The sequence below is a fragment of the Megasphaera vaginalis (ex Srinivasan et al. 2021) genome (genome assembly GCF_000478965.1).
In the GTDB taxonomy this organism is placed as follows: domain Bacteria; phylum Bacillota; class Negativicutes; order Veillonellales; family Megasphaeraceae; genus Megasphaera; species Megasphaera vaginalis.
In genome coordinates this window covers 14891-34817 of the sequence record NZ_AWXA01000059.1, presented here as the reverse complement: position 1 = coordinate 34817, position 19927 = coordinate 14891, and the positions used below count along the sequence as shown (strand labels likewise).

At 52.5% G+C, this 19927-nt stretch carries 24 protein-coding genes; 2 read left to right on the top strand and 22 right to left on the bottom strand.

Features of this window, described 5'->3' with window-relative positions:
- Window positions 1-11: 11 nt before the first annotated feature.
- Together HMPREF1250_RS10155 and HMPREF1250_RS10150 are read right to left on the bottom strand one after the other, a co-directional pair.
- Complete coding sequence (locus HMPREF1250_RS10155; RefSeq protein ID WP_023054547.1) at window positions 12-866, bottom strand: hypothetical protein; 855 nt, start codon at window positions 864-866, stop codon at window positions 12-14.
- Window positions 854-1279 carry a hypothetical protein gene (locus tag HMPREF1250_RS10150; RefSeq protein WP_036243321.1) on the bottom strand — a complete coding sequence of 142 codons (426 nt, stop codon included), beginning with the start codon at window positions 1277-1279 and terminating at the stop codon, window positions 854-856. Before HMPREF1250_RS10150 ends, HMPREF1250_RS10155 begins: the two co-directional genes overlap by 13 nt.
- A gap of 135 nt (window positions 1280-1414) precedes the next feature.
- Here HMPREF1250_RS10150 and HMPREF1250_RS10145 point away from each other — a divergent pair, with 135 nt between their 5' ends.
- Window positions 1415-2188 carry an HAD family hydrolase gene (locus HMPREF1250_RS10145; protein ID WP_023054558.1) on the top strand — a complete coding sequence of 258 codons (774 nt, stop codon included), beginning with the start codon at window positions 1415-1417 and terminating at the stop codon, window positions 2186-2188.
- Between the two features lie 190 nt (window positions 2189-2378).
- Window positions 2379-3638, top strand: a complete 1260-nt coding sequence (locus HMPREF1250_RS10135; RefSeq protein ID WP_023054584.1) for a DEAD/DEAH box helicase — start codon at window positions 2379-2381, stop codon at window positions 3636-3638.
- Window positions 3639-3694: 56 nt separating this feature from the next.
- Here HMPREF1250_RS10135 and nagA read toward each other — a convergent pair whose 3' ends face one another.
- From nagA to cobC, 20 genes are all read right to left on the bottom strand, one after another.
- On the bottom strand, window positions 3695-4843 hold the full coding sequence (gene nagA, locus HMPREF1250_RS10130; protein WP_023054573.1) for an N-acetylglucosamine-6-phosphate deacetylase: 1149 nt from the start codon (window positions 4841-4843) through the stop codon (window positions 3695-3697).
- Window positions 4844-4986: 143 nt separating this feature from the next.
- Window positions 4987-5871 carry a 4-hydroxy-tetrahydrodipicolinate synthase gene (dapA, locus tag HMPREF1250_RS10125; protein ID WP_023054562.1) on the bottom strand — a complete coding sequence of 295 codons (885 nt, stop codon included), beginning with the start codon at window positions 5869-5871 and terminating at the stop codon, window positions 4987-4989.
- A gap of 18 nt (window positions 5872-5889) precedes the next feature.
- A complete protein-coding gene (locus HMPREF1250_RS10120; RefSeq protein ID WP_023054569.1) occupies window positions 5890-6924 on the bottom strand; it encodes an aspartate-semialdehyde dehydrogenase in 1035 nt (344 codons plus the stop codon).
- Window positions 6925-6946: 22 nt separating this feature from the next.
- A complete protein-coding gene (gene dapB / locus HMPREF1250_RS10115) occupies window positions 6947-7744 on the bottom strand; it encodes a 4-hydroxy-tetrahydrodipicolinate reductase (RefSeq protein WP_023054572.1) in 798 nt (265 codons plus the stop codon).
- Between the two features lie 107 nt (window positions 7745-7851).
- A complete protein-coding gene (gene recN / locus HMPREF1250_RS10110; RefSeq protein ID WP_023054583.1) occupies window positions 7852-9537 on the bottom strand; it encodes a DNA repair protein RecN in 1686 nt (561 codons plus the stop codon).
- 7 nt (window positions 9538-9544) lie between these two features.
- Entirely contained in the window at window positions 9545-10000 is a 456-nt protein-coding gene (gene argR, locus HMPREF1250_RS10105; RefSeq protein ID WP_023054575.1) for an arginine repressor, read from the bottom strand.
- A complete protein-coding gene (locus tag HMPREF1250_RS10100; RefSeq protein ID WP_023054574.1) occupies window positions 9997-10563 on the bottom strand; it encodes a tRNA (mnm(5)s(2)U34)-methyltransferase in 567 nt (188 codons plus the stop codon). Before HMPREF1250_RS10100 ends, argR begins: the two co-directional genes overlap by 4 nt.
- Window positions 10564-10574: 11 nt before the next feature.
- Window positions 10575-11447 carry an NAD(+)/NADH kinase gene (locus HMPREF1250_RS10095; RefSeq protein WP_023054585.1) on the bottom strand — a complete coding sequence of 291 codons (873 nt, stop codon included), beginning with the start codon at window positions 11445-11447 and terminating at the stop codon, window positions 10575-10577.
- Between the two features lie 9 nt (window positions 11448-11456).
- On the bottom strand, window positions 11457-12260 hold the full coding sequence (locus tag HMPREF1250_RS10090) for a TlyA family RNA methyltransferase (RefSeq protein ID WP_023054549.1): 804 nt from the start codon (window positions 12258-12260) through the stop codon (window positions 11457-11459).
- A gap of 14 nt (window positions 12261-12274) precedes the next feature.
- Window positions 12275-13156, bottom strand: a complete 882-nt coding sequence (locus HMPREF1250_RS10085; RefSeq protein WP_023054567.1) for a polyprenyl synthetase family protein — start codon at window positions 13154-13156, stop codon at window positions 12275-12277.
- Entirely contained in the window at window positions 13153-13419 is a 267-nt protein-coding gene (gene xseB / locus HMPREF1250_RS10080; protein WP_023054554.1) for an exodeoxyribonuclease VII small subunit, read from the bottom strand. Before xseB ends, HMPREF1250_RS10085 begins: the two co-directional genes overlap by 4 nt.
- Entirely contained in the window at window positions 13403-14614 is a 1212-nt protein-coding gene (gene xseA, locus HMPREF1250_RS10075) for an exodeoxyribonuclease VII large subunit (protein ID WP_023054576.1), read from the bottom strand. Before xseA ends, xseB begins: the two co-directional genes overlap by 17 nt.
- Complete coding sequence (locus HMPREF1250_RS10070; protein ID WP_036243306.1) at window positions 14607-15560, bottom strand: peptidase; 954 nt, start codon at window positions 15558-15560, stop codon at window positions 14607-14609. The genes xseA and HMPREF1250_RS10070 overlap by 8 nt, the downstream gene beginning before the upstream one ends.
- Window positions 15560-16000: a transcription antitermination factor NusB gene (gene nusB / locus HMPREF1250_RS10065; RefSeq protein ID WP_023054551.1), complete on the bottom strand. Its 441-nt coding sequence runs from the start codon at window positions 15998-16000 to the stop codon at window positions 15560-15562. The genes HMPREF1250_RS10070 and nusB overlap by 1 nt, the downstream gene beginning before the upstream one ends.
- Before the next feature lie 12 nt (window positions 16001-16012).
- Window positions 16013-16306: an Asp23/Gls24 family envelope stress response protein gene (locus HMPREF1250_RS10060; protein ID WP_023054587.1), complete on the bottom strand. Its 294-nt coding sequence runs from the start codon at window positions 16304-16306 to the stop codon at window positions 16013-16015.
- Window positions 16299-16673 (bottom strand): Asp23/Gls24 family envelope stress response protein, encoded by a 375-nt coding sequence (locus tag HMPREF1250_RS10055; protein WP_023054564.1) that lies wholly within the window; start codon window positions 16671-16673, stop codon window positions 16299-16301. Before HMPREF1250_RS10055 ends, HMPREF1250_RS10060 begins: the two co-directional genes overlap by 8 nt.
- Before the next feature lie 60 nt (window positions 16674-16733).
- Entirely contained in the window at window positions 16734-17291 is a 558-nt protein-coding gene (gene efp / locus HMPREF1250_RS10050) for an elongation factor P (protein ID WP_023054559.1), read from the bottom strand.
- 12 nt (window positions 17292-17303) lie between these two features.
- The gene (locus tag HMPREF1250_RS10045; RefSeq protein WP_023054582.1) at window positions 17304-18371 is read right to left on the bottom strand and encodes a M24 family metallopeptidase; all 1068 of its coding nucleotides are present in this window, start codon (window positions 18369-18371) and stop codon (window positions 17304-17306) included.
- Window positions 18372-18521: 150 nt separating this feature from the next.
- On the bottom strand, window positions 18522-19232 hold the full coding sequence (locus HMPREF1250_RS10040) for a pseudouridine synthase (protein ID WP_023054556.1): 711 nt from the start codon (window positions 19230-19232) through the stop codon (window positions 18522-18524).
- Window positions 19229-19882: an alpha-ribazole phosphatase gene (gene cobC / locus HMPREF1250_RS10035; RefSeq protein WP_023054546.1), complete on the bottom strand. Its 654-nt coding sequence runs from the start codon at window positions 19880-19882 to the stop codon at window positions 19229-19231. Before cobC ends, HMPREF1250_RS10040 begins: the two co-directional genes overlap by 4 nt.
- Window positions 19883-19927 lie beyond the last annotated feature (45 nt).

Below are 19927 nucleotides of genomic sequence, written 5' to 3'. Positions count from 1 at the left end.
ATAAGCTCTGATTAATTTCTTTCCAGAAGCAGAAGCAAATTCCCTATCGCAATGGCCGCCCACATGAGCAAACATTCGAGAATCGCCGGAGCCGCGAAAACGCCGAGATTGTTTTTACCGGCAGCCATAAAACCGTAAAAGAATGTCCCCAGCGACGTGTATGGACTAAAAAAAAGAGACTGCAGGAAAAACCAGATACCGACCATAAGAACGACGCGAAGGAGCCGGAGCAGACGATTACGCAGTAAGGGAACACGCGTCTTAGCAGGATAGAAATAAAAGGCGAATACGGCGACAATGACAATGGTCAAAAGCAGCATGCCGCCGAGAAAGAACGCCGTCATACCCAGCACGCCGTCCCCGGTGAGCAAGGTCTCATCCAGTCTCGGAAAAAGCACCATCCCCCACAAAGCGCAGGGAAGAGGCACGGCATAGAGAACGGGGTCAAGAAATTCGGAATACCAGGCCGTACGCCGTCTTGCCGACCAGCAGGCAAAGGCGTCCGCCAGCAGCTGCTGCCCTGCCGTAACGGCAAGCATCCAACAACTGTACAGCAACGTGCGGTAATAATAAGATGACCAAAGACCGTTGCCCTGCAATCCTCCCAATAGCCCCGTACCGACGGCCAGGGCAACGATACCGCCATACAACAGACAAGGAATGGGCGCATAAAAAGATATTTGGCGGTGCCGCATCTGCCGCCGCCGCAAGACACAGGGCAAAATCAGCGAAGACACCGCCAGGAGTACGGGAGAAAGGAAGACGAAGAAATGTCGATCAGATGCAAAGGCGCCGAACGGAAGCGGCAAGATCCACAACCAGAGACGTATTATTTTCTCCCCTTCCCTTTTCATCATTTCCGCCATCGTTGGTCCTCCTGTCCGAAGCGGCTGAGGCCATAGGCTCCGACTAACAGCAAGGCTACGCCGAAATACATGACAACGATAAAAACCAGATCACGGGCCACTGTCGGCCAATCCCAAAAAGCCAACTGCTGCCATACGGTACTGCAAGACAAGGTGAAGCCGGTGAAAAAGCCGCCGAACAAAAGCCATAAGGCGACATACCACCGGCGTTTTATGCGTCGTGAAGAGAACCCGAAGCGCGCCTCTTCCGTCCCTAAGTAAGCTGTCGGCACAGCCAGCGACAGACAACAAAAAGAGACCAAGGCAACGACGGCACTGGATCCGCTGTGAATTGTATAGGACCCGATCGGGATCGGGATAATGAAAAAGCTCATGAACAACGCTTGACGAAAAATATCGCGACACCAGTTCATACGGTGTACCTCCGCTTCCTTATAATCATTAAGTATACCAAATTTCCCATATGAATGACAGCAATAAATCACGACGACACCTATCGGCAAACGCCAAAACGGTATATGATAAGAAGAAAAGCGGAAAGGTTGCGGATGATGAATAAAAAATTTTTCTTTTTCGATATTGATCATACTTTGGGACTCAATATTTCCACCGTCGTCCCCGCCGACACCCGATATTGCCTGCGCCAGTTGAAACGTCAGGGACATGTTGTCGCCTTGGCAACGGGACGGTTGCAGATAAATGCCCGTGAGTTTGCCGACACCTGCGGTATTACGTCCTTTGTTGCCGACGGCGGCAACAGCCTTACAGTCGACGGATCAATCTGCGCAATGGACGGCTTACCCTTAAATGCCTGCAAAGCTTTCTTAAGGGCGCTGGATAAACACCGTATTCCCTGGTGCGTCGTTACGGAAAATAAAGCCGTCCGTTATACGCCGTTTTCGGAATTTACCCGCCTGGGCCAGAAAAATTATTTCAAAACCATTGTCACGCCTATTGCCATCTCTTCGTTGACGTGCATTTACAAGATTATTTATGCCTGCGACAGTCCTGCCGTGCCGGAAGCAAAAACGTACCGGCTGCCGCACATGCCTTACCTGGATGGCACCTGCCTCGTCGAACCGATGGATAAAGGAAGGGGCATACGCCGCATGGCCGCACTGCTCCATGCGGCACCGGAAGACATCGTCGTTTTCGGCGACGGCCTGAATGACATCAGTATGTTCACACCGCCCTTCTTCCGCATTGCCATGGGCAACGCCAGACCACAACTGAAGGCGCTGGCCGACTACGTTACCGACGCCAACGACGCCGGCGGCATTTTCCATGCCTGTCGCAAATTCGGCTGGCTGGACCATTCGTAATCATTTCTGAAAGCCGCCATCCGTTGTCGCCGCGCCGCCTTCCATTATTTCGTTATCTGCCCGCTGCCGGTGCAATCGTGTAGAAATATTCCTTTCCTTACGGAACAGGCGGCACTCGTCTCTTTGCTGTATACGAACGGCTTCATTTCTGGTATAATAGAGAAATTCTGAAAGAGAGGTTCCCAGCATTATGGCAAAAACATTTGAAAATCTCGGCATATCCGCCGCAATCTGCCAACACTTATATACACAAGGTATCAAAACGCCGACGGCGGTCCAATTGCAATCGATTCCGGCCATCTTCCAAGGACGCGATGTCCTGGTACAGGCTCAAACCGGCACAGGCAAAACGTATGCCTTTGCCTTACCCGTTCTGCAGCAGGTCCGCAAGAATATCGCCATGGAACAGGTTCTGATCATTGCGCCGACGCGGGAACTGGCAAAGCAAATTGCCGCCGTCGCCGCTGCCGTTGCGGCAGAACTGGATCTGGATATACTGGATCTGATCGGCGGTAAGACGATCGAAAACCAACTGCAAAAGTTACAACGCCATCCGCAGGTGATCATCGGCACGCCGGGCCGTCTGCTCGACCACTGCCGCCGCAACGCCCTCGATCTCAGCGGCGTCGGCCACGTCATCGTCGACGAAGCTGACCAGATGCTTCAAGCCGGTTTTCTGGAAGAAGTAGACATGCTGATCTCCATGACGCCGAAACGACGCCAGCTGCTCTTCTTCTCGGCTACGATTCCGGACAAGATCCGCGGCTTGGCGAAAAAACATATGACCAATCCGCTCGTACTGAACATACGCGAAGGTGACACGGTTACGTTGGAAACGATTGAGCAACGAATTTATATGATCAGTGAAGAGCACAAGTTGGAACGCCTCTGCACGATGCTCACCGAATGGAATCCGTATCTGGCCATCGTATTTTGCAACACCAAAGAACGCGCTTCGATCTTGGCCGGTCAATTGATCGCCAAAGGATTCAACATCGGCGAACTGCACGGCGACCTCTCTCAGGGACGCCGCACACAGGTACTGCGGGATTTCGCCAGAGCCAGGACACAGATCCTCGTTGCCACGGATATTGCTGCCCGCGGCATCGACATTGAAGGAATCACCCATGTGTTCAATTATGACGTGCCGCGCGATGTCGATTATTACATTCACCGCATCGGCCGCACCGGCCGGGCCGGCAGTCATGGCGTATCCGTCATGTTCGCTACAGGTGCCGATGAAACCTGGGTACGCCGTATTGAACACAACATCCAATCGACGATCACGAAGTATACGGCTTCAGGCCAAATCAAAGTAAAAGCGGCGCCGCAGGCTCCGAAAAAAAAGAAAGTCTATATCGACAACCGACCGGCCAGCACCTACCAGCCGACAAAGAAAAAAGCGCACAAAACGCTTCACAAAGGGCGCGATAACAGAAGACGAAAATAAGGGAACCCATAACGAAGAGTCCGTCGCTGCAAAAGACAGCAGCGACGGACTCTTCGTTATGGTTCGCTATATGCGATTTCTCCGGCAATCAGTGTCGTCTTGACGTGAAAATCCTCTTTATCAAGAACAACCATATCGGCTTGTTTCCCTTTTTCCAGAGAACCCAGGAACTGATCGACGCCGAGGTCTCTGGCAGGCGTCAGCGAAGCCATGGCTACAGCCTCAGGAAGGGACGTCCCCATGTTGACGGCGGCGTTATAGACAACTTCATTCATCGCGGCAATACTGCCGGCCAAAGTCCCGTCTTCCAGCCGCGCCGCGCCGTCCTTGACATAAACGGTCTGTCCGCCGAGCTCCGATATACTGTCAGCAGTCAAACAAGCTCGCAGCGAATCGGTAATGAGGATCAGCTTGTCCTTGCCCTTCAGCCGATAGGCAATCTTCTGCGCCGCCGGGTGAACATGAAGGTTGTCACAGATAATTTCACAATGGGCCTTTTCGGAAACGAGCGCGGCGCCGACGATACCGGGGCGGCGTTGATGCAGCCCTGTCATGGCATTATATACATGCGTCACGTGATACATTCGCCGCCCTTCCATCACTGCCGTCACGTCTTCATACGTTGCTGCGCTGTGTCCTACGGAAACGATAATACCGGCAGCATCACAGGCTTGCAGGAATTGCTGATCCGGTAAGGTTTCCGGTGCGACGGTAATGATTTTGATCACATCCTTATAGGGATACAGCCAGGAAAAGTCGGCCGTTTCAATTGCTTCGGCCGCCTGAGCCCCTTTGTATTCGGCATTGATAAACGGTCCTTCCAAATGGGCGCCCAAGATACGCGCGCCTGTATTTTCTTTAGCCTCGCGGATGCGTATTAGCGCCTTTTCAATCTCCTCTCTGCCGGCAGTCATCGTCGTCGGCAAAAAAGAGGTAACACCGGTACGGGGAAGGAGCCGCTGCATCGTTGCCAACGCCGCAGCATCGACATCCATCACATCGGCCCCGCCGCAGCCGTGAATATGCTCGTTTATAAATCCCGGAACGACGAAGTTTCCGTCGGCATCGACGATTTCTGTACATCTGCCGAGGCGGATACCCTTCCTCGGCACAATATCCGTTATCCGGTCATCCTCATAAAGAAGTACGTAACCGGCGAGGATTTCATCCGGCAGTACTAACATTCCGTCTATAATAGCTTTCATGCTTATCACCTCATTGACTGTTTATGATTAATTATATCACAAAATCAGTTCTCTCCATAAACGGGACTATACGCAAACATGCCGCAGACAATGTCTGCGGCATGTTAACGATGATAAACAAAAGCCGTAACACGCACCGAAAATTATAAGATTTCCGCATCTTCCATCATCTTTTTCAAGAACGAGGCTACTTCCGGACTGGCATCGACCATAGGCAGCCGGAAGGGCCCTGCCGGCAAGCCGAGCATACGACAGCAGGTTTTGATCGGCGTCGGGTTGACAGTACAGAAAATCCCGGTCATGACAGCTAAATATTTTTGGTGCATAGCGGCGGCTTTGCCGATATCGCCGGCTTTATAAGCCCGAATCATTTCATTCATTTGCGGCCCGATAATATGGGAAGCCACACTGATAACCCCTGTACCGCCGACAGAGAGAATCGGCAACGTCAACGAATCGTCACCGCTGTAAACGTTGAAGTTATCAGCCGTATCTCTGGCGATAATCGTCGCCGCATCCAAATCACCGCTGGCTTCCTTGACCCCGATGATATTCGGGAAATCATGAGCCAAGCGGACAACGGTTTCCGGCAAAATCTTACCGCCCGTACGACCGGGTACGTTATAAATAATGATCGGTTTGTCCGTTGCTTTGGCAACGGCGGCAAAATGGGCATAACAACCGTCCTGATTCGGTTTGTTATAATACGGAACGATGACCAGAAGACAGTCAACACCGGTCTTTTCCGCCTCTTTGGCAAACGCAACGGTTGCCGCCGTGTCATTGGAGCCTACATTCCCCATCACCAGCACTTCATCGCCGACAGCGGCCGAAATATCGCGGAACAGTCTGAGTTTTTCCGCGACAGTCATCGTCGCGCCTTCACCTGTCGTACCGGCAATGAGAATGCCGTCAGAACCATGACGTACATAATGTTTCGCCAAATCCACGGCACCTTCATAATTGACGGACCCGTCGTCGTGGAAAGGTGTGATCATAGCAGTTATAACATTACCGAAGGTTAACATAGTATCACTCCTCTTTCTTTAAACCATGCCATGAGCAATCATATATTCCGCAATCTGCAAGGCATTCAGCGCCGCGCCCTTACGGATCTGGTCTCCCGTGACCCAGAGATTGATGGCTTTCGGATTATATAAATCCTTACGGATACGGCCGACATATACGTCATACTTTTCCGACGTATAGAGAGGCATGGGATACGCCATTTCCGCCGGATCATCCTGAACGCGGGCCCCCGGGAATGACTCAATGGCTTTGCGTACGGCCTCGATATCCAGTTCACGCTCCGTTTCAACGCGAATCGCCTCGGAATGACTGCGGAAAACGGGAACGCGTACCGTTGTAGGCGCAACGGCAATCGTGTCGTCGTGGAAAATCTTATGTGTTTCATTAACCATTTTCATTTCTTCTTTGGAATAACCGTTTTCCATAAATTTATCAATATGGGGAATAACGTTGAACGCAATGGGATAATGTTTCGGCAGACTCTTGGACGGCAAAATCCTCGCTACCATTTCTTCCCCTTTCAAATAGGCTTCCGTTTCTTCGCGAAGCTCGTCTATGCCTTCCTTGCCGGCGCCGGATACGGCCTGATAAGTACTGACAACGATATCCTTAATATGGGAAAGGTCATGAATCGGCTTCAAAGCCATGAGCATGATGATCGTCGAACAGTTCGGATTGGCAATGATGCCCTTATGCCAGGAAATGTCCTCAGGATTGACTTCCGGAACGACGAGAGGTACATCGGGATCCATGCGAAAAGCACTGGAATTATCGATGACGACGCAACCGCGCTTAACCGCTTCCGGCGCCAATTCCTTACTCACCGAACCGCCGGCGAACAAACCGATATCGACACCTTCAAAAGATTCCGGTCTGGCTTCTTCGATCGTATATTCCGTACCGCCAACGGTCATTTTCTTGCCGGCAGAACGAAACGAAGCCAACAGTTTCAATTGGCCGTATGGAAACCTGCGTTCTTCAATCAGACGGATAAATTCTTGCCCTACGGCACCAGTAGCGCCTAAAATAGCAACTGTCGGTTTCTTGTTCATCACACATTCCTCCAAAACAGAATTATAAGTAATATTCCAAACCAAAGGTCAGCCCCGGACGGGAAGAAACTTTCTTAACGGACAGAATGACACCGGGCATAAAAGACTTCCTATCGACAGAATCATGGCGAATCGTCAGATATTCACCGTACCCGCCGAAAAGTACCTCCTGGTGGGCAACATAACCGGGCAGCCGCACACTGTGAATAGGAATGCCGTCAACCTTTGCACCGCGCGCTCCCTCGAGACTTTCGCGGGTCCTATCGGGTGATTTCTCGGTTTCGGCGGCGGCAATCGCCTGCTGAATCGTATTGGCTGTCATGATTGCCGTACCGGACGGCGCATCAAGCTTATTATTGTGATGAAGCTCGATGATCTCCGCATCCGGCAAATACGGCGCGATCTCAGCGGCAACTTTCATCATCAAAACGGCGCCGATGGAAAAATTCGGCGCAATGAAGACCGACGTGCCGTTTTTGACAGCCAGAACGCCCAACTCATCGCGCTGCGCGGCCGTCAGTCCTGTCGTACCGATAACGATATTAACGTGATGTTCGATACAGACCTTCGCATTTTCAAAAACAGCGGCAGGAATCGTAAAGTCCACGACAACATCGGGCTTCAGTTCATCCAGGGCCACCCCCAGCCCTTCGCGCACGACCATGCCCAGCTTGCCGACGCCGGCAAGCTCACCGATATCTTCGCCGATATGAGTAATGCTGACGCCGCCGACAATCTCCAATTCTGTATCTTCGTGAACGGCTTTGACGACTTGGCTGCCCATACGGCCGTCAGCACCGTTTACCAGTACCTTCAACATAGCTACCGCTCCTTTGCTTTCCTCATATTAATAAATAGTATCTTTAAATGATATACCCATTAATCTCCTCCGTCAAGATAACCCGCCGCTATTCCCCGACCAGGGGATCAGCTTTTATCGCGCACTTGTGCAATGATCTGACGCGCCGCTTCAATGCCGGCTTCGTTTACATGATCACCGGCAAACATGCGGGCGATCTCCGCAGTATGTTCCGCTTCACTCAGCTCCTTTACCTGCGTTACGGTACGGCCGTTCTTTTCCGCCTTATAGAGAAAATAATGATGATCGGCAATCGCTGCCGTCTGGGGCAAATGAGTAATACAAAGTACCTGCCCGTCGCCGCGCAGTTGTCGGATATGCGCGGCGACCTGCAGTCCCGTCTGCCCGCTGATGCCGACATCAATTTCGTCAAAGATCACGGTTTTGCCGTCCTGTTTCGCATGCATCGCCGTTTTCAGGGCTAACGCGATGCGCGACACCTCTCCCCCCGACGCGATCTTGGCCAATGGCTGCACAGCTTCCCCTGCATTCGCCGAAAAATACAATTCGACAGCAGCCGCACCGATCGGAGTGATCTCCGTCATTTCTTCCACTTGAAAAGAAATGACCGCTTTCGGCATGCCAAGGCGCATCAAGGTCTTTTGCATCTGTTCGCTGAACAGCCGCGCCGCCGCCGACCGCAGCTTCTGCAACAGAGCGGCGCAACTGCGCAGTTCCTTCTCGGCCGCAGCGATGTGGCGTTCCATTTCGGCAAGACGATTTTCTGCATTTTCCAGTCTGTCCTTTTCTTCTTTGGCCTGTTTCAGGAACGCTTCTATTTCTTCAATCGTAGAACCGTATTTCCGTTTCAGCTTTTCAATTGCCGCCAAACGCGACTGCATCTTATCGAGAGCCGCCGCGTCGAAATCGAAGGAAGACGCGTAACGCATCAACCGGTCTTGCAATTCTTCAAACTCATACGCAAGACTTTCCGCCTTGTCTGCCGTTTCCGTAAAAAACTCGTCATACGCTGAAGCCTTGGCAAGACTGCGTTGTAAGTCTCCGATACCTTCTACCAAACCCTTTTGCCTGTCGCTTCCTTCCAGCAGATAAAGGGCGGAACGCAGATTTTCCGTTATATGCTCGGCATGAGCAGCTTTGCGAATCGTCTCTTCTAACGCTTCATCTTCTCCCCTTTTCAGCTGACTGTCTTCTATTTCCCTGATTTGAAAATTCAACACGCTGAGGAGACGCATCTTTTCACGATCGTTCTTGCGCAATTCGTCGGCCTCCCGCACCGCATCACGCCATTTTCGATACAAGCCGTCATACCGCCGCCGTTCCGCCTGCAACGCCGTCGTAAGAGAGTCCAGAATCCGCACGTGATAAGAGGGATCAAAAATCAGCTGATTATCGAATTGACCATGAATATCGAGCAGGTAACTGCCGATCTGCCGCACCGTCGTCAAGGGAACGAGAGTCCCGTTAATCAGCACGGAGCCGCGACCGTTGCGGTGAAATTGGCGGGAAATAATCAGTTCGCCGTCTTCGCATTCAATATGATGAACTGCCAGAAAATCGGTCAGCGCCGTATTACAGGAAGCAAAAAAGAACGCGCCTTCAACGAGAAAAGCCTCTGCCCCGTGACGGACAAAGGATGCTGAAGCGCGTTTTCCTGCCAACATACCGATGGCATCCAATAAGATCGATTTACCGGCGCCTGTTTCACCGGTAAAAATAGAGACACCTGTCGATAATGTCAGCTGCAAATCTTCGATTAAAGCAAAATTATGAATATGCAGCGACTGCAACATAGGACAATTATTCCTTCATCAACGAAACGATCAACTTCACCAGACGAGGCACCGTTTCCGGACTGTTCGTGAGAACCAGAATCGTGTCATCGCCGGCAATGGTTCCCATAACGCTTTCCCATTTGGCATGGTCAATAGCCGACGCAATCATATCGGCCGAACCGGGCAATGTATGGATAACGATTTGATTCATGCAGGATTCGACCCGGACGATGGAATCTTGAAACAGTCTGGCCATGCGATTTTTGGACATGAGCATGTTCTGTTCCGGCGAGAGGGCGTACCGATAATGGCCGTCACTCGTCGGCACCTTTATCAGCATCAGTTCTTTTATGTCGCGGGAAACGGTGGCCTGCGTAACTTCGATCCCCTCTTCCTGCAGTGCTTTGGCTAATTCCTCCTGTGTTTCAATGGGACGGGACTGGACAATTTCTTTAATTTTTGTATAACGGAATCGTTTCATGCGTATCCTCTTTTCTGTACAAGATATAGCAACGGCGGCCGATGGATCTGATTGATCGGCTGCCACAGAGAAACATCATAAGCGGCTTGTTCGACACTGCATAACAAATCATATACAGTTTGATTTTCTGCCGTACCGTCCGGTGTACCGGGGTATGTTGCTATCATAATTATCCCATTTTTCGGAACTTTATTCAAGCCTATTTTAATGGCTGCCGCTGTCGTTGCGCATTCCGTATGAATGGCATGATTCCCATTCGGTAAATAGCCTAAGTTAAAGATAATAATATCCGGCGTATCCGTCAATTCCGCCAACAACTCGTCATGCGATCCTTGCCGCAGCTGCACGCGGCTGGGTGCGATACCGTTCCTAGCGAGACGCTGCCGCGTCGCTTCAATGGCCGCCTGCTGAATGTCAAAGGCGTATATTCTGGCAGACGGCGCCGCACGATCGGCTAAAAACAGGGTATCGTAGCCGTTGCCGCAAGTCATGTCGACCAGCACGGACGCTGCGTGAATATGCGGTTCCAACAGAAGATGCATCATCGTAACGGCATTCTTCACACTAACTCCCCCTATTCGGCACTGATCAGCTTCGTAAACAGATTCTTGTAAAAATAATTTTCATTAAACCGCATAAACGTCAGTTTCTTATCGGATTTGCGAACTTCAAGGACCATCGTCTGCATAAAGTCTATATCAATTATACCATCAATAGATAAAGACACGACATTGCGGCTGTTCGTAACGGAAAAACTGATCGTGTCATTTTCATTCAATACGGTCGGCACCTTTAAGAGCAGGTGAGGACAGATCGGCGTAACCAGCAGGCACTTGACATTCGGCGCTACAATCGGTCCGCCTGCCGAAAAAGTATACCCCGTGCTGCCTGTCGGCGTGGATACGAGCAGGCCATCTCCGGGATATTGATGTACAAACCGGCCGTTAATGCTCATATCGACGCGAATCATCTTGCCGACATTGCCATGTCCGATAACGATATCATTTAAAGCCGTCGGCAGTATCTGCACCAAGCCGTCATCATAATGGAGCTCACTGTGAAGCATCGACCGTTCTTCAAGGAAGTAATGACCGTTTAAAATATCGGCGAACCGGCTTTCCAGCGATTTTCCTTCCACTTCATAAAGAAACCCGAGAGAGCCTAGGTTGACGCCGCAAATAGGAATCCCTGTGCCGGCAAAATTTTTCGCCAGCTTGAGAATGGTCCCGTCACCGCCAAGAACCATGGCGACATCGACAGTATCAAAAATTGACAGATGCGGACGCAGGTGTTCCGGCTTAATGGAAGCATAAACATGCTGCGTACTCTGCCCGACATAGGCCGGCAAATAATATTCGGCGTCATACTTTTCACAGATGCCGATCAGCTGCCGTACCAAAGCGGCGCTTTCCTTTTTGACCAAATTCGGAAAAATCCCTACACGCACAGTAATCACCTACATTTCGTGAGACATTGCGACGACGGCGGCAATGGTGTCATCGTCGAGATCATTATGCACCTGTTCGTCTTTACGACTATACAGGAGATATTCTATATTTCCGTCGGCGCCTTTGATCGGCGAGTAAGTCAGGGCCAGCGGTGATATGCCGGCCGCCGCGATCCCGCCGGCAACGCGGCGGATAACGTCGCGCTGAACGAGTTTGTCGCGAACGATGCCACCTTTTCCCACCTTTTCCCGTCCCGCTTCAAATTGGGGCTTGATCAGCGTCACCATCTCTCCGCCTGTACGCAGAAGCGGGACGACGGCATCCATGATCTTCAGAAGCGAAATGAAAGAGACGTCGATGGAAATGAAATCTGCCGGGCTGCCGATATCGGCAGGCGTCACGTTACGGATATTCGTTCGTTCCATATTGACGACACGCGCGTCTGTCCGCAGCTTCCACGCCAGTTGGCCATAACCGACGTCGACGGCGATGACTTTGGCAGCGCCGTTTTGAAGGGCGCAATCCGTAAAGCCTCCGGTCGAAGCGCCAATATCAATCATCATCACACCGTTGAGATCAATGGGAAAAACTTGCATCGCCTTTTCCAGTTTCAAGCCGCCGCGACCCACATACGGCATCCGCTTCCCTTTCACCGTAATCTCGGCAGCTACATCTATTTTGGTACCGGCCTTATCGACGCGCTGCTCCTTGACAAAGACGATACCTGCCATGACAGCCGCTTTCGCCTTTTCACGGCTTTCAAAGTAACCGCGGTTGAAGAGCAGCACGTCAAGTCGTTCTTTCTGCTGCATAAACTGGTCTCCTTTTATTGTACGCGCGTTAACAAATACGCCACCAGTTCCCGTAAAAACCAGGCCTCATCACCGAAAACGGCTAACGCCTCATCGGCATTGCGCGCTGCTTCGGCCGCCATCTGCCGCGCCTTTTCCAGAGAAAAGACCGTCACGTACGTCGCTTTATGATTCTTGACATCACTGCCGACAGGCTTACCTAAAACAGCCGCCTCACCGGTAACGTCGAGAATATCGTCGGTAATCTGAAAGGTCAGCCCCATGTTATCGGCATAACGGGACAGCGCCTTTGCGGAAGCGTCATCGGCGTCGGCCAGAATCGCCGCCATATCGATGGCGCCGCGGAAGATGATACCCGTTTTCATCTGATGAAGAAGCTGCAGTCCTTCAAGATCCACCGCCTGACCCTCTGCCGCCAGATCAAAAGCCTGACCGCCAACCATCCCGGCCGGGCCGGCTGCCGCCGCGAACAGAGCGATACAGCGGGTCAGTTTTTCCCCGTCAATGTGTCGTTGCCTGGCCATCAACTCAAAGGCAAAGGTCAAAAGCCCGTCTCCGGCGAGAATCGCCGTGCCTTCGCCGTAAACGACATGGTTCGTCGCCTTGCCGCGACGAAGGTCATCATCGTCCATTGCCGGCAGATCATCGTGAATAAGGGAATAAGAATGAATACATTCCAGTGCGCAGGCCAGATCCAAATAGGGTGTGCTGTCCTTGCCCAAGGCTTCAACGGCTGCCAGCAGCAGAATCGGACGGAGCCGCTTGCCGCCTGCCAGAAGGCTGTAATTCATCGCTTCATACAATCCCCGGAATTGAGGCACCTCGGTTTGCAGCAACGTTGCCAACCGGCCGTCAATGACGGCTTTTTTTTCCTTCAAATACGCCTTGCAGTTCATAGATCTAATGTCCCTTCTTCAACCGACTCGTCCCGTTCTTCGTCGACAGACACAACAGGCGACGCCAGATCAGCCAACGCCTCGGCCCGCTGCTTCGCATAGGTCAACGCGCTCTCACAAGTCTGCGAAAGGCTGATCGCTTTTTCAAAAAGATCGAGGGATTCTTTCAGCGTCAGGTCCGTATTTTCCAGGGACGCCACCAGTTCTTCCAATTTTTCGTAGTTGCTTTCAAAGCTTTTCAATTTATCAGTTGTTCTCGCCATGAATGATTACCTCTTTTACCTCCGTTCGAATCACGCCGTCGGCCAGACGTATGAGCAACGGTTCCTGCGCCGCCACCTGCTGTACGGAAGAAATCCGCTTCCCCGACTGTTCCAACTGTCCGTATCCCTTGCGCAGCAGCCCCGTCGGATCCAAGGCCTGCAGCGAAGCCTGCAGTCTGCCCAGATCGCCGGAAAGCTTCACCAGCTTCAGCCGAAAATATTGTTCCGCCGTCTGCAATAAGTGTCGTACAGCTGCTTCTTTCATCTGCAGTTGTTCATTATACCGTTTCGGCTGTAGCCGGGCCGTCTGCTGTGCCAGACTGCGCTGCCTCGTCTCAATTTGCCGCTGCAAAAGCCGATAAGCCCTGTCAGCCAACGCAGCCAAATCAAGCTCCATGGCGGCAACATCGGGAAACGCCATTTCGGCAGCATGCGTCGGCGTCGCTGCCCGCACATCGGCGGCATAGTCGGCCAAAGTCGTATCGGTTTCATGACCGACAGCCGAAATCAGCGGCACTTCAGACTGATAGATTACCTTGACGACCTCAGAGCTGTTAAAACACCAGAGATCTTCGAGGGATCCGCCGCCGCGGGCCAGAATGAGCAGATCCAAGGTCCTATTCTTCCCTGCAGCCGTAACGGCGGCGGCAACTTTTTCCGCCGCGCCCTGCCCCTGCACGGGGATGGGAAAAACAACCAGTTCAATATAGGGATTCCGTTCGGCCGCAATTTTCCGTATATCGTGAAGCACGGCCCCTGTCGGCGACGTAAGAACACCGACGCGCCAAGGAAAACGCGGCAGCGTTTTTTTATGCTCCGCCGCAAAATAGCCGCCGTCAGCCAACTCTTTTCTGATCCGTTCATATTCGGCCTGAAGCGTGCCAACGCCTTGTGAGAACAGACGCTCGATAAGGAAGGAAACGGTACCGCCCTTTTCATAAACATTGACGGTGCCGATAACGACGACATGATCGCCTTCACGGACCGTCTCCATGGACCGGCCGGCGCGACTGCGAAACAAAACAGCCCGCAGTGAACATTCGTCATCGCAGATATTCATATAGTAATGGCCGTTGGAAGCTCGCTTCAGTCCGATGATGTTGCCTTCCATGGCGACGCTGCGAAGACGATAGTCTTTCTGCAGATCGTCTTTAATGCGCCGCACGACATCTGTAACGGAAACATATTTATTCATCGTGCCCGCCTTCCTTCCAGGCCGCCCAAAACGCTGCGCCTGACGCATTGTCGGCACTGAATCCCGGCTCGCTCAGAATCAGTCGTATGCCGCGGTGCCGGCAATACTGCCGCAACGCTTCCTGTAAATAAGAATTGGACATGACGCCGCCTGCGGCGACTAAGGTCTGCATTCCCGCGGCAGCACTGCAATCCAACATTTTCCGCAGTCCTTGCCAAACCGTACGCAATGTCCAACTGCATATCTCCGCCACGTCAAAACCGGCCGCAATAAGCCGCTGGGCCTTCGCTTCGGGGCCGGAATAACTGACAGCGCCGTCACTGCAGAAGATACGTCCCAAAGGCAGTGTGCCTGCAGCCCGGCGACTTGCCGCCTCGACATGGAGTCCCGCCGGAAAAGGCAGTCCCAAGGCCACGCCGACGCGATCGACAAACTGACCGACACTGATGTCGCTCGTGCCGCCGATCCGTTCAATTTGGAGCCCCTCTTTATCCGGCTGCGCCCGAAGCAGCTCCGTCGTGCCGCCGGACAAGTGAAGACCGTAAAACGTCTCGGCGCCGATCACCCCCTTGCCGCGCAGAACAGCCAGCAGGTGGTTTTCCTGATGGCTGATCGTATACAGCGGGAGGCGCAGCGCGGCCGCCAACGTCCGAGCCGCACCATATCCCGCAAGAAAGGCCGGCATATAGGAATCAGCACGGCGCCGCGGTTTGTCTGTCACCGCTACGGCACGTATTTCACAACCTTCGGCCCCGGCCATCAGATTTTCTATAAGAAGCGGCAAATTACGCGTATGCTGATAAACCATATTCGCTTGAGAAAGTCCCCGTTCCCCGGCGGGGACGGCAAGCAGCTTCCGTTCATCGGCAATAACGGCAAAAGACGCGTCGACAAGAGCTGCCGACGTCGTATAGCAGCTCGTATCAATTCCGAGAAAAGCCTTCATCACTCCTGCCGCCTCACATAAGCCCCCAAAATGCCGTTGACGAAACGGGAAGACTGCACACCGCTGTATTCCTTTGCCAACCGGACGGCTTCATTCAAAATGATATTGGCGGCAATAGGCTCTTTCGGAAATTGCAACTCAGCCAGCGCCAGCCGCATGATATTTTTGTCAGCCTTATTCATTTGGCTCACGTCCCAGTCTTTGGCATAGGTACTGATGATCCGGTCCAACTCGTCCCGATGTGCGGAAACGGTGTCCAAAAGATACGCACAATATTCTGCGCTGTCGCCAGCACCGATCACATCCCGCTCGACGGCGGCCTCATCGGTTATTTCACGTTCCAGAATTTCCAGTTCCCTGTACTGGATGTCGTTTTCACCGTGAAATTCACGGGAAAACAAAAGTTCCAGCGCCCGTTGGCGCGCTTCATGTCTGCTCACACTCTTCTCCTTTTACGGTTCTCCTTCGGCTACGTTTTCCACCGTCACGGTAATTTCACCGGCCGTCGTTCCCAACATCGCCGTTACGGCCTGCTTGACGTGGCATTGAACGGCTGTCGCTAGTTTCCGCAAATGACAGCCGTACCGTGCTGTGATCCGGACGGAAACGGCTAAATCGGCGGCGCCGCCCTTGACGGAAACGCCGATCTTCTGCGGAATTACGCCGTCCGTATTGGCTGCAGCAATTTGCACGACCTTTTGCACGGCCTGACTGCGTACCGTATAAGCCGCCTGTTCGTCATTCATCTTGTCCCTCCCCGGTGCCGTCGAAGCTGATCGACTGCACCAACACATGCACAGCCGTAACGGTATACCCCGTCATTTCTTCCAGCGTATCCTTTACCGCCTGCTGCACCTGAATCGCCAAATCGGGAACCCGCATGCCGTACTTCACATCAATGCGGACGGTCAGCTCAATCTCCTGATCGCGCAGTCTTACGTCGACGCCGTACCCGTCACCCAGACGGCCTATCTTGCGCGCCGCCGTCTCGGCGAAACTCCGGTGAAGCGACACCTGCGGCGATACGGCAGCAACGGCCTTTGTCGCCAGCACGGCCACAGCACGATCCGAAATGTGAATCGTGCCGAATTCGTTTTTTTCCGTCGTTTCCATAGTCTTCTCCATTCACAAAAAGCGATGAGCATCTCATCGCTTTTCGGTACTGCTTATACGTTATGCACGGCCCATGTACTGACCGGTTCTCGTGTCTATCTGGAGCACTTCCCCTTCATTGATGAAAAGCGGAACCTTGACGACATACCCCGTTTCCAATTTGGCCGGTTTACTGCCGCCCGTCGCCGTATCGCCGCGAACACCGGGATCCGTTTCGACGACCTTGAGTTCGACCGATGCCGGCAGGTCGATGCCGATGACCTTACCTTTGAACATCATGACCGAAACGGTCATTTCTTCTTTTAAGAAATTGATCGTATCGCCGATACTGCCCTTATCCAATTCGATCTGTTCATACGTTTCGTTATCCATGAAGCAGTACATGCCTTCATTTTCATAGAGGTACTGCATCTGACGACGGTCAACGTGGCCGTCCTGTACTTTTTCGCCGGCATTCCACGTACGTTCAACGACGGCGCTCGTTTCCAGATTTTTGATTTTGGCCCGAACGAAGGCTGCGCCCTTACCCGGCTTTACATGCTGGAATTCGACAACCTGCCATACTTGACCGTCAATCTCAATCGTTACACCCGGTCTGAAATCATTACTTGTAATCATCTTTTCGTCCTCCTAAACCAATTCTATCAATTTTTTTGGGGTTTTCGTTACTATTTCACAGCCTTGAGCCGTTACGACAACGGAGTCCTCAATGCGGACGCCGTATTTACCTTCTATGTACAGCCCCGGTTCGACCGTGACTATCATATTCTCTTCCAGCGTTCCTTGTGATCGCGGGGACAAAACAGGCTGTTCATGGACTTCCAAGCCCGTCCCGTGTCCTAAGGAATGCGTAAAATAGGCGGCTACGCCGCGTTCTTCAAAATACTGCCGCACGGCAGCGTCGACGTCGCGGCAGACGGCCCCTGCCCTGACGGCAGCCACGCCGATCTCCTGAGCCGTCAAAACGGTTTCGTAAAACGCTCTCTGTTCTTCGCTGGCTCTGCCGACGACGACGGTGCGCGTCATGTCCGAATGGTAGCCGTCCCAAACGGCGCCGAAATCAAAAGTGACGAAATCGCCGTTTTCAATGACTTTAGGACTTGCCGCACCGTGCGGCAATGCCGAACGCCGGCCGGAAGCCACGATCGTCACAAACGACTTCCCTTCCGAGCCGAGCAATAACATGCGGCTTTCCAGCTCGGCAGCCAATGCCTTTTCCGTTACGCCCGCCTTGATATACGGCAAAAGCTCGGCAAACGCCTTGTCGGCAATGGTGCAGGCTTTACGGGTCGCCGTTAATTCATGCGACTCCTTTACGGCGCGCAGCAAGGCCGTATCGATGCCTTCCCAAGTAAGTTCGCCGAGTTCGTTGACGGCTTCATAAAACGAATGCGTAAGAAAATCCGTTTCATAAGCCAGAATCGCGACATGAGCCGTACGGATCGTTTCCGCCACAGCCGCGGCAAGACTGCCTTCATGGTTTTTGACCGCATACCAGGCGCCGCTCTCGCCGGCAGCCTGTTCCGTATACCGGGAATCCGTCCAGAGAACGGCCGTATCCGCCGTTACGACAAGAGCTCCTTCACCGCCTGTAAAACCGCTGAAATACCGGAGGTTTTCCGGCTTTCGCAACAAGATGCCCTTAACGCTCCGTTCTCGCAGAAACGCACGTAATCGTATCAATCTTTTTTCAATCACATTTATCACCTGGAATTATTAAATCATTATTCATAATACCACAGAACCGGTCGTTTGAATAGCTTTTCCATTCAATTCATGATAATAGCCGCTCCTGCGGAACAAGCAGAAGCGGCAAGATACGAATCAAACGATTACTGCCGGCAGCGTTTAGCCGAAAGGCAGTTCCCTTTCTTCCTGCTGCAGGGACCGAAATGTCCCCGGCGCTAAGGATTCATCCAGCACCAACGCCCCGACGGACAACCGGTGCAAACGTTCCACAGTGAGACCGACAGCGGCGCACATCCGCTTTACCTGATGATATTTCCCTTCACAAACGGAAATGAGCAGTGTCTCCCCGCCTTTCCGCTCAGCCCGTGCCGGCAGACAACGGAGTCCGTCGGCCAAAACGACGCCGCTGTGAAAACGATCGTCAATATCGGCAGGAATTACGCCGGACACGACAGCCTCATACGTTTTAACGACGGCGCGCTTCGGTGAAATGATCCGATGTGCCCACTGTCCGTCATCGGTAATCAGAAGCAACCCTGTCGTATCCTTGTCGAGCCGGCCTACCGGAAAAAGTCCGAGCCGACGCAAATCGGCAGGAAATAAATCGAGCACCGTCTCAGCAGTCGGATCTGCCGTCGCCGAAAGGAGTCCGGCCGGCTTATGGAGCATAAAATAATGAAATTCTTCATATACTGCCGGCACGCCGTCGACAGTGACCGCGGCGGCCATGTCGACTTTGACTGCGCTGTCACGGCAAAGAGCGCCGTCCACTCGGACATGCCCGCCTTTGCAAAGTTCCTTTACCTCGCGCCGCGTACCGAAACCGCTGTGCCCGAGCAATTTGTCGAGGCGCATCAATCGTTTGCTCACAAGCTGTCCATATCCTCCCACTGTGCCTGATAACCGGTCATTCCTTCCAGGTGGTTCGTGCAATTCATCAGCGTCATCACGTTCTTTTCTCCGTAATATTCGATAATGTTAAAAGCCGTATTATACTGTTGGAAACACCAAATACGCGTCAGATCCAATCCGAGCAGATCAAAGAGGATACAACGGATCGTAGCGCCGTGCGCAGCGATCAGCACGGCATCGCCGTCATGATGGCCGGCCAACAATTCACGCGTCTTTTTGCCGGCTCGTTCTTTTACTTGAGCAAAGGATTCACCGCCATGAGCAGGCATCGTCCCGTTGGAATCATAGAACGCCTCAATCTCCCCGGGCCATTGCTCCGTAATTTCTTTATACGTATGACCTTCCCAGAGGCCAAAATTGATTTCCATCAGTTCTTTATGCGTTTCCACAGGCAAACCGTGCGGCGCGGCAACGATTTCCGCCGTCTTTTTTGCCCGTGACAGCGTACTGCTGTAAACCGCTGCAAAGGGCACATCTTTTAAAAATTCGCTCAAGCAGTTCGCCTGTTCGATACCGCGACGGTTCAGCGGCATATCCGTCGAACCCTGATACCACTGTTGCGCGTTTCCGTCTGTTTCACCATGACGAGCGAGGTAAAGTTTTATCATCCTTGCTGTCCTCCTTAAAACTTGAGTTATACATACATACCTGAT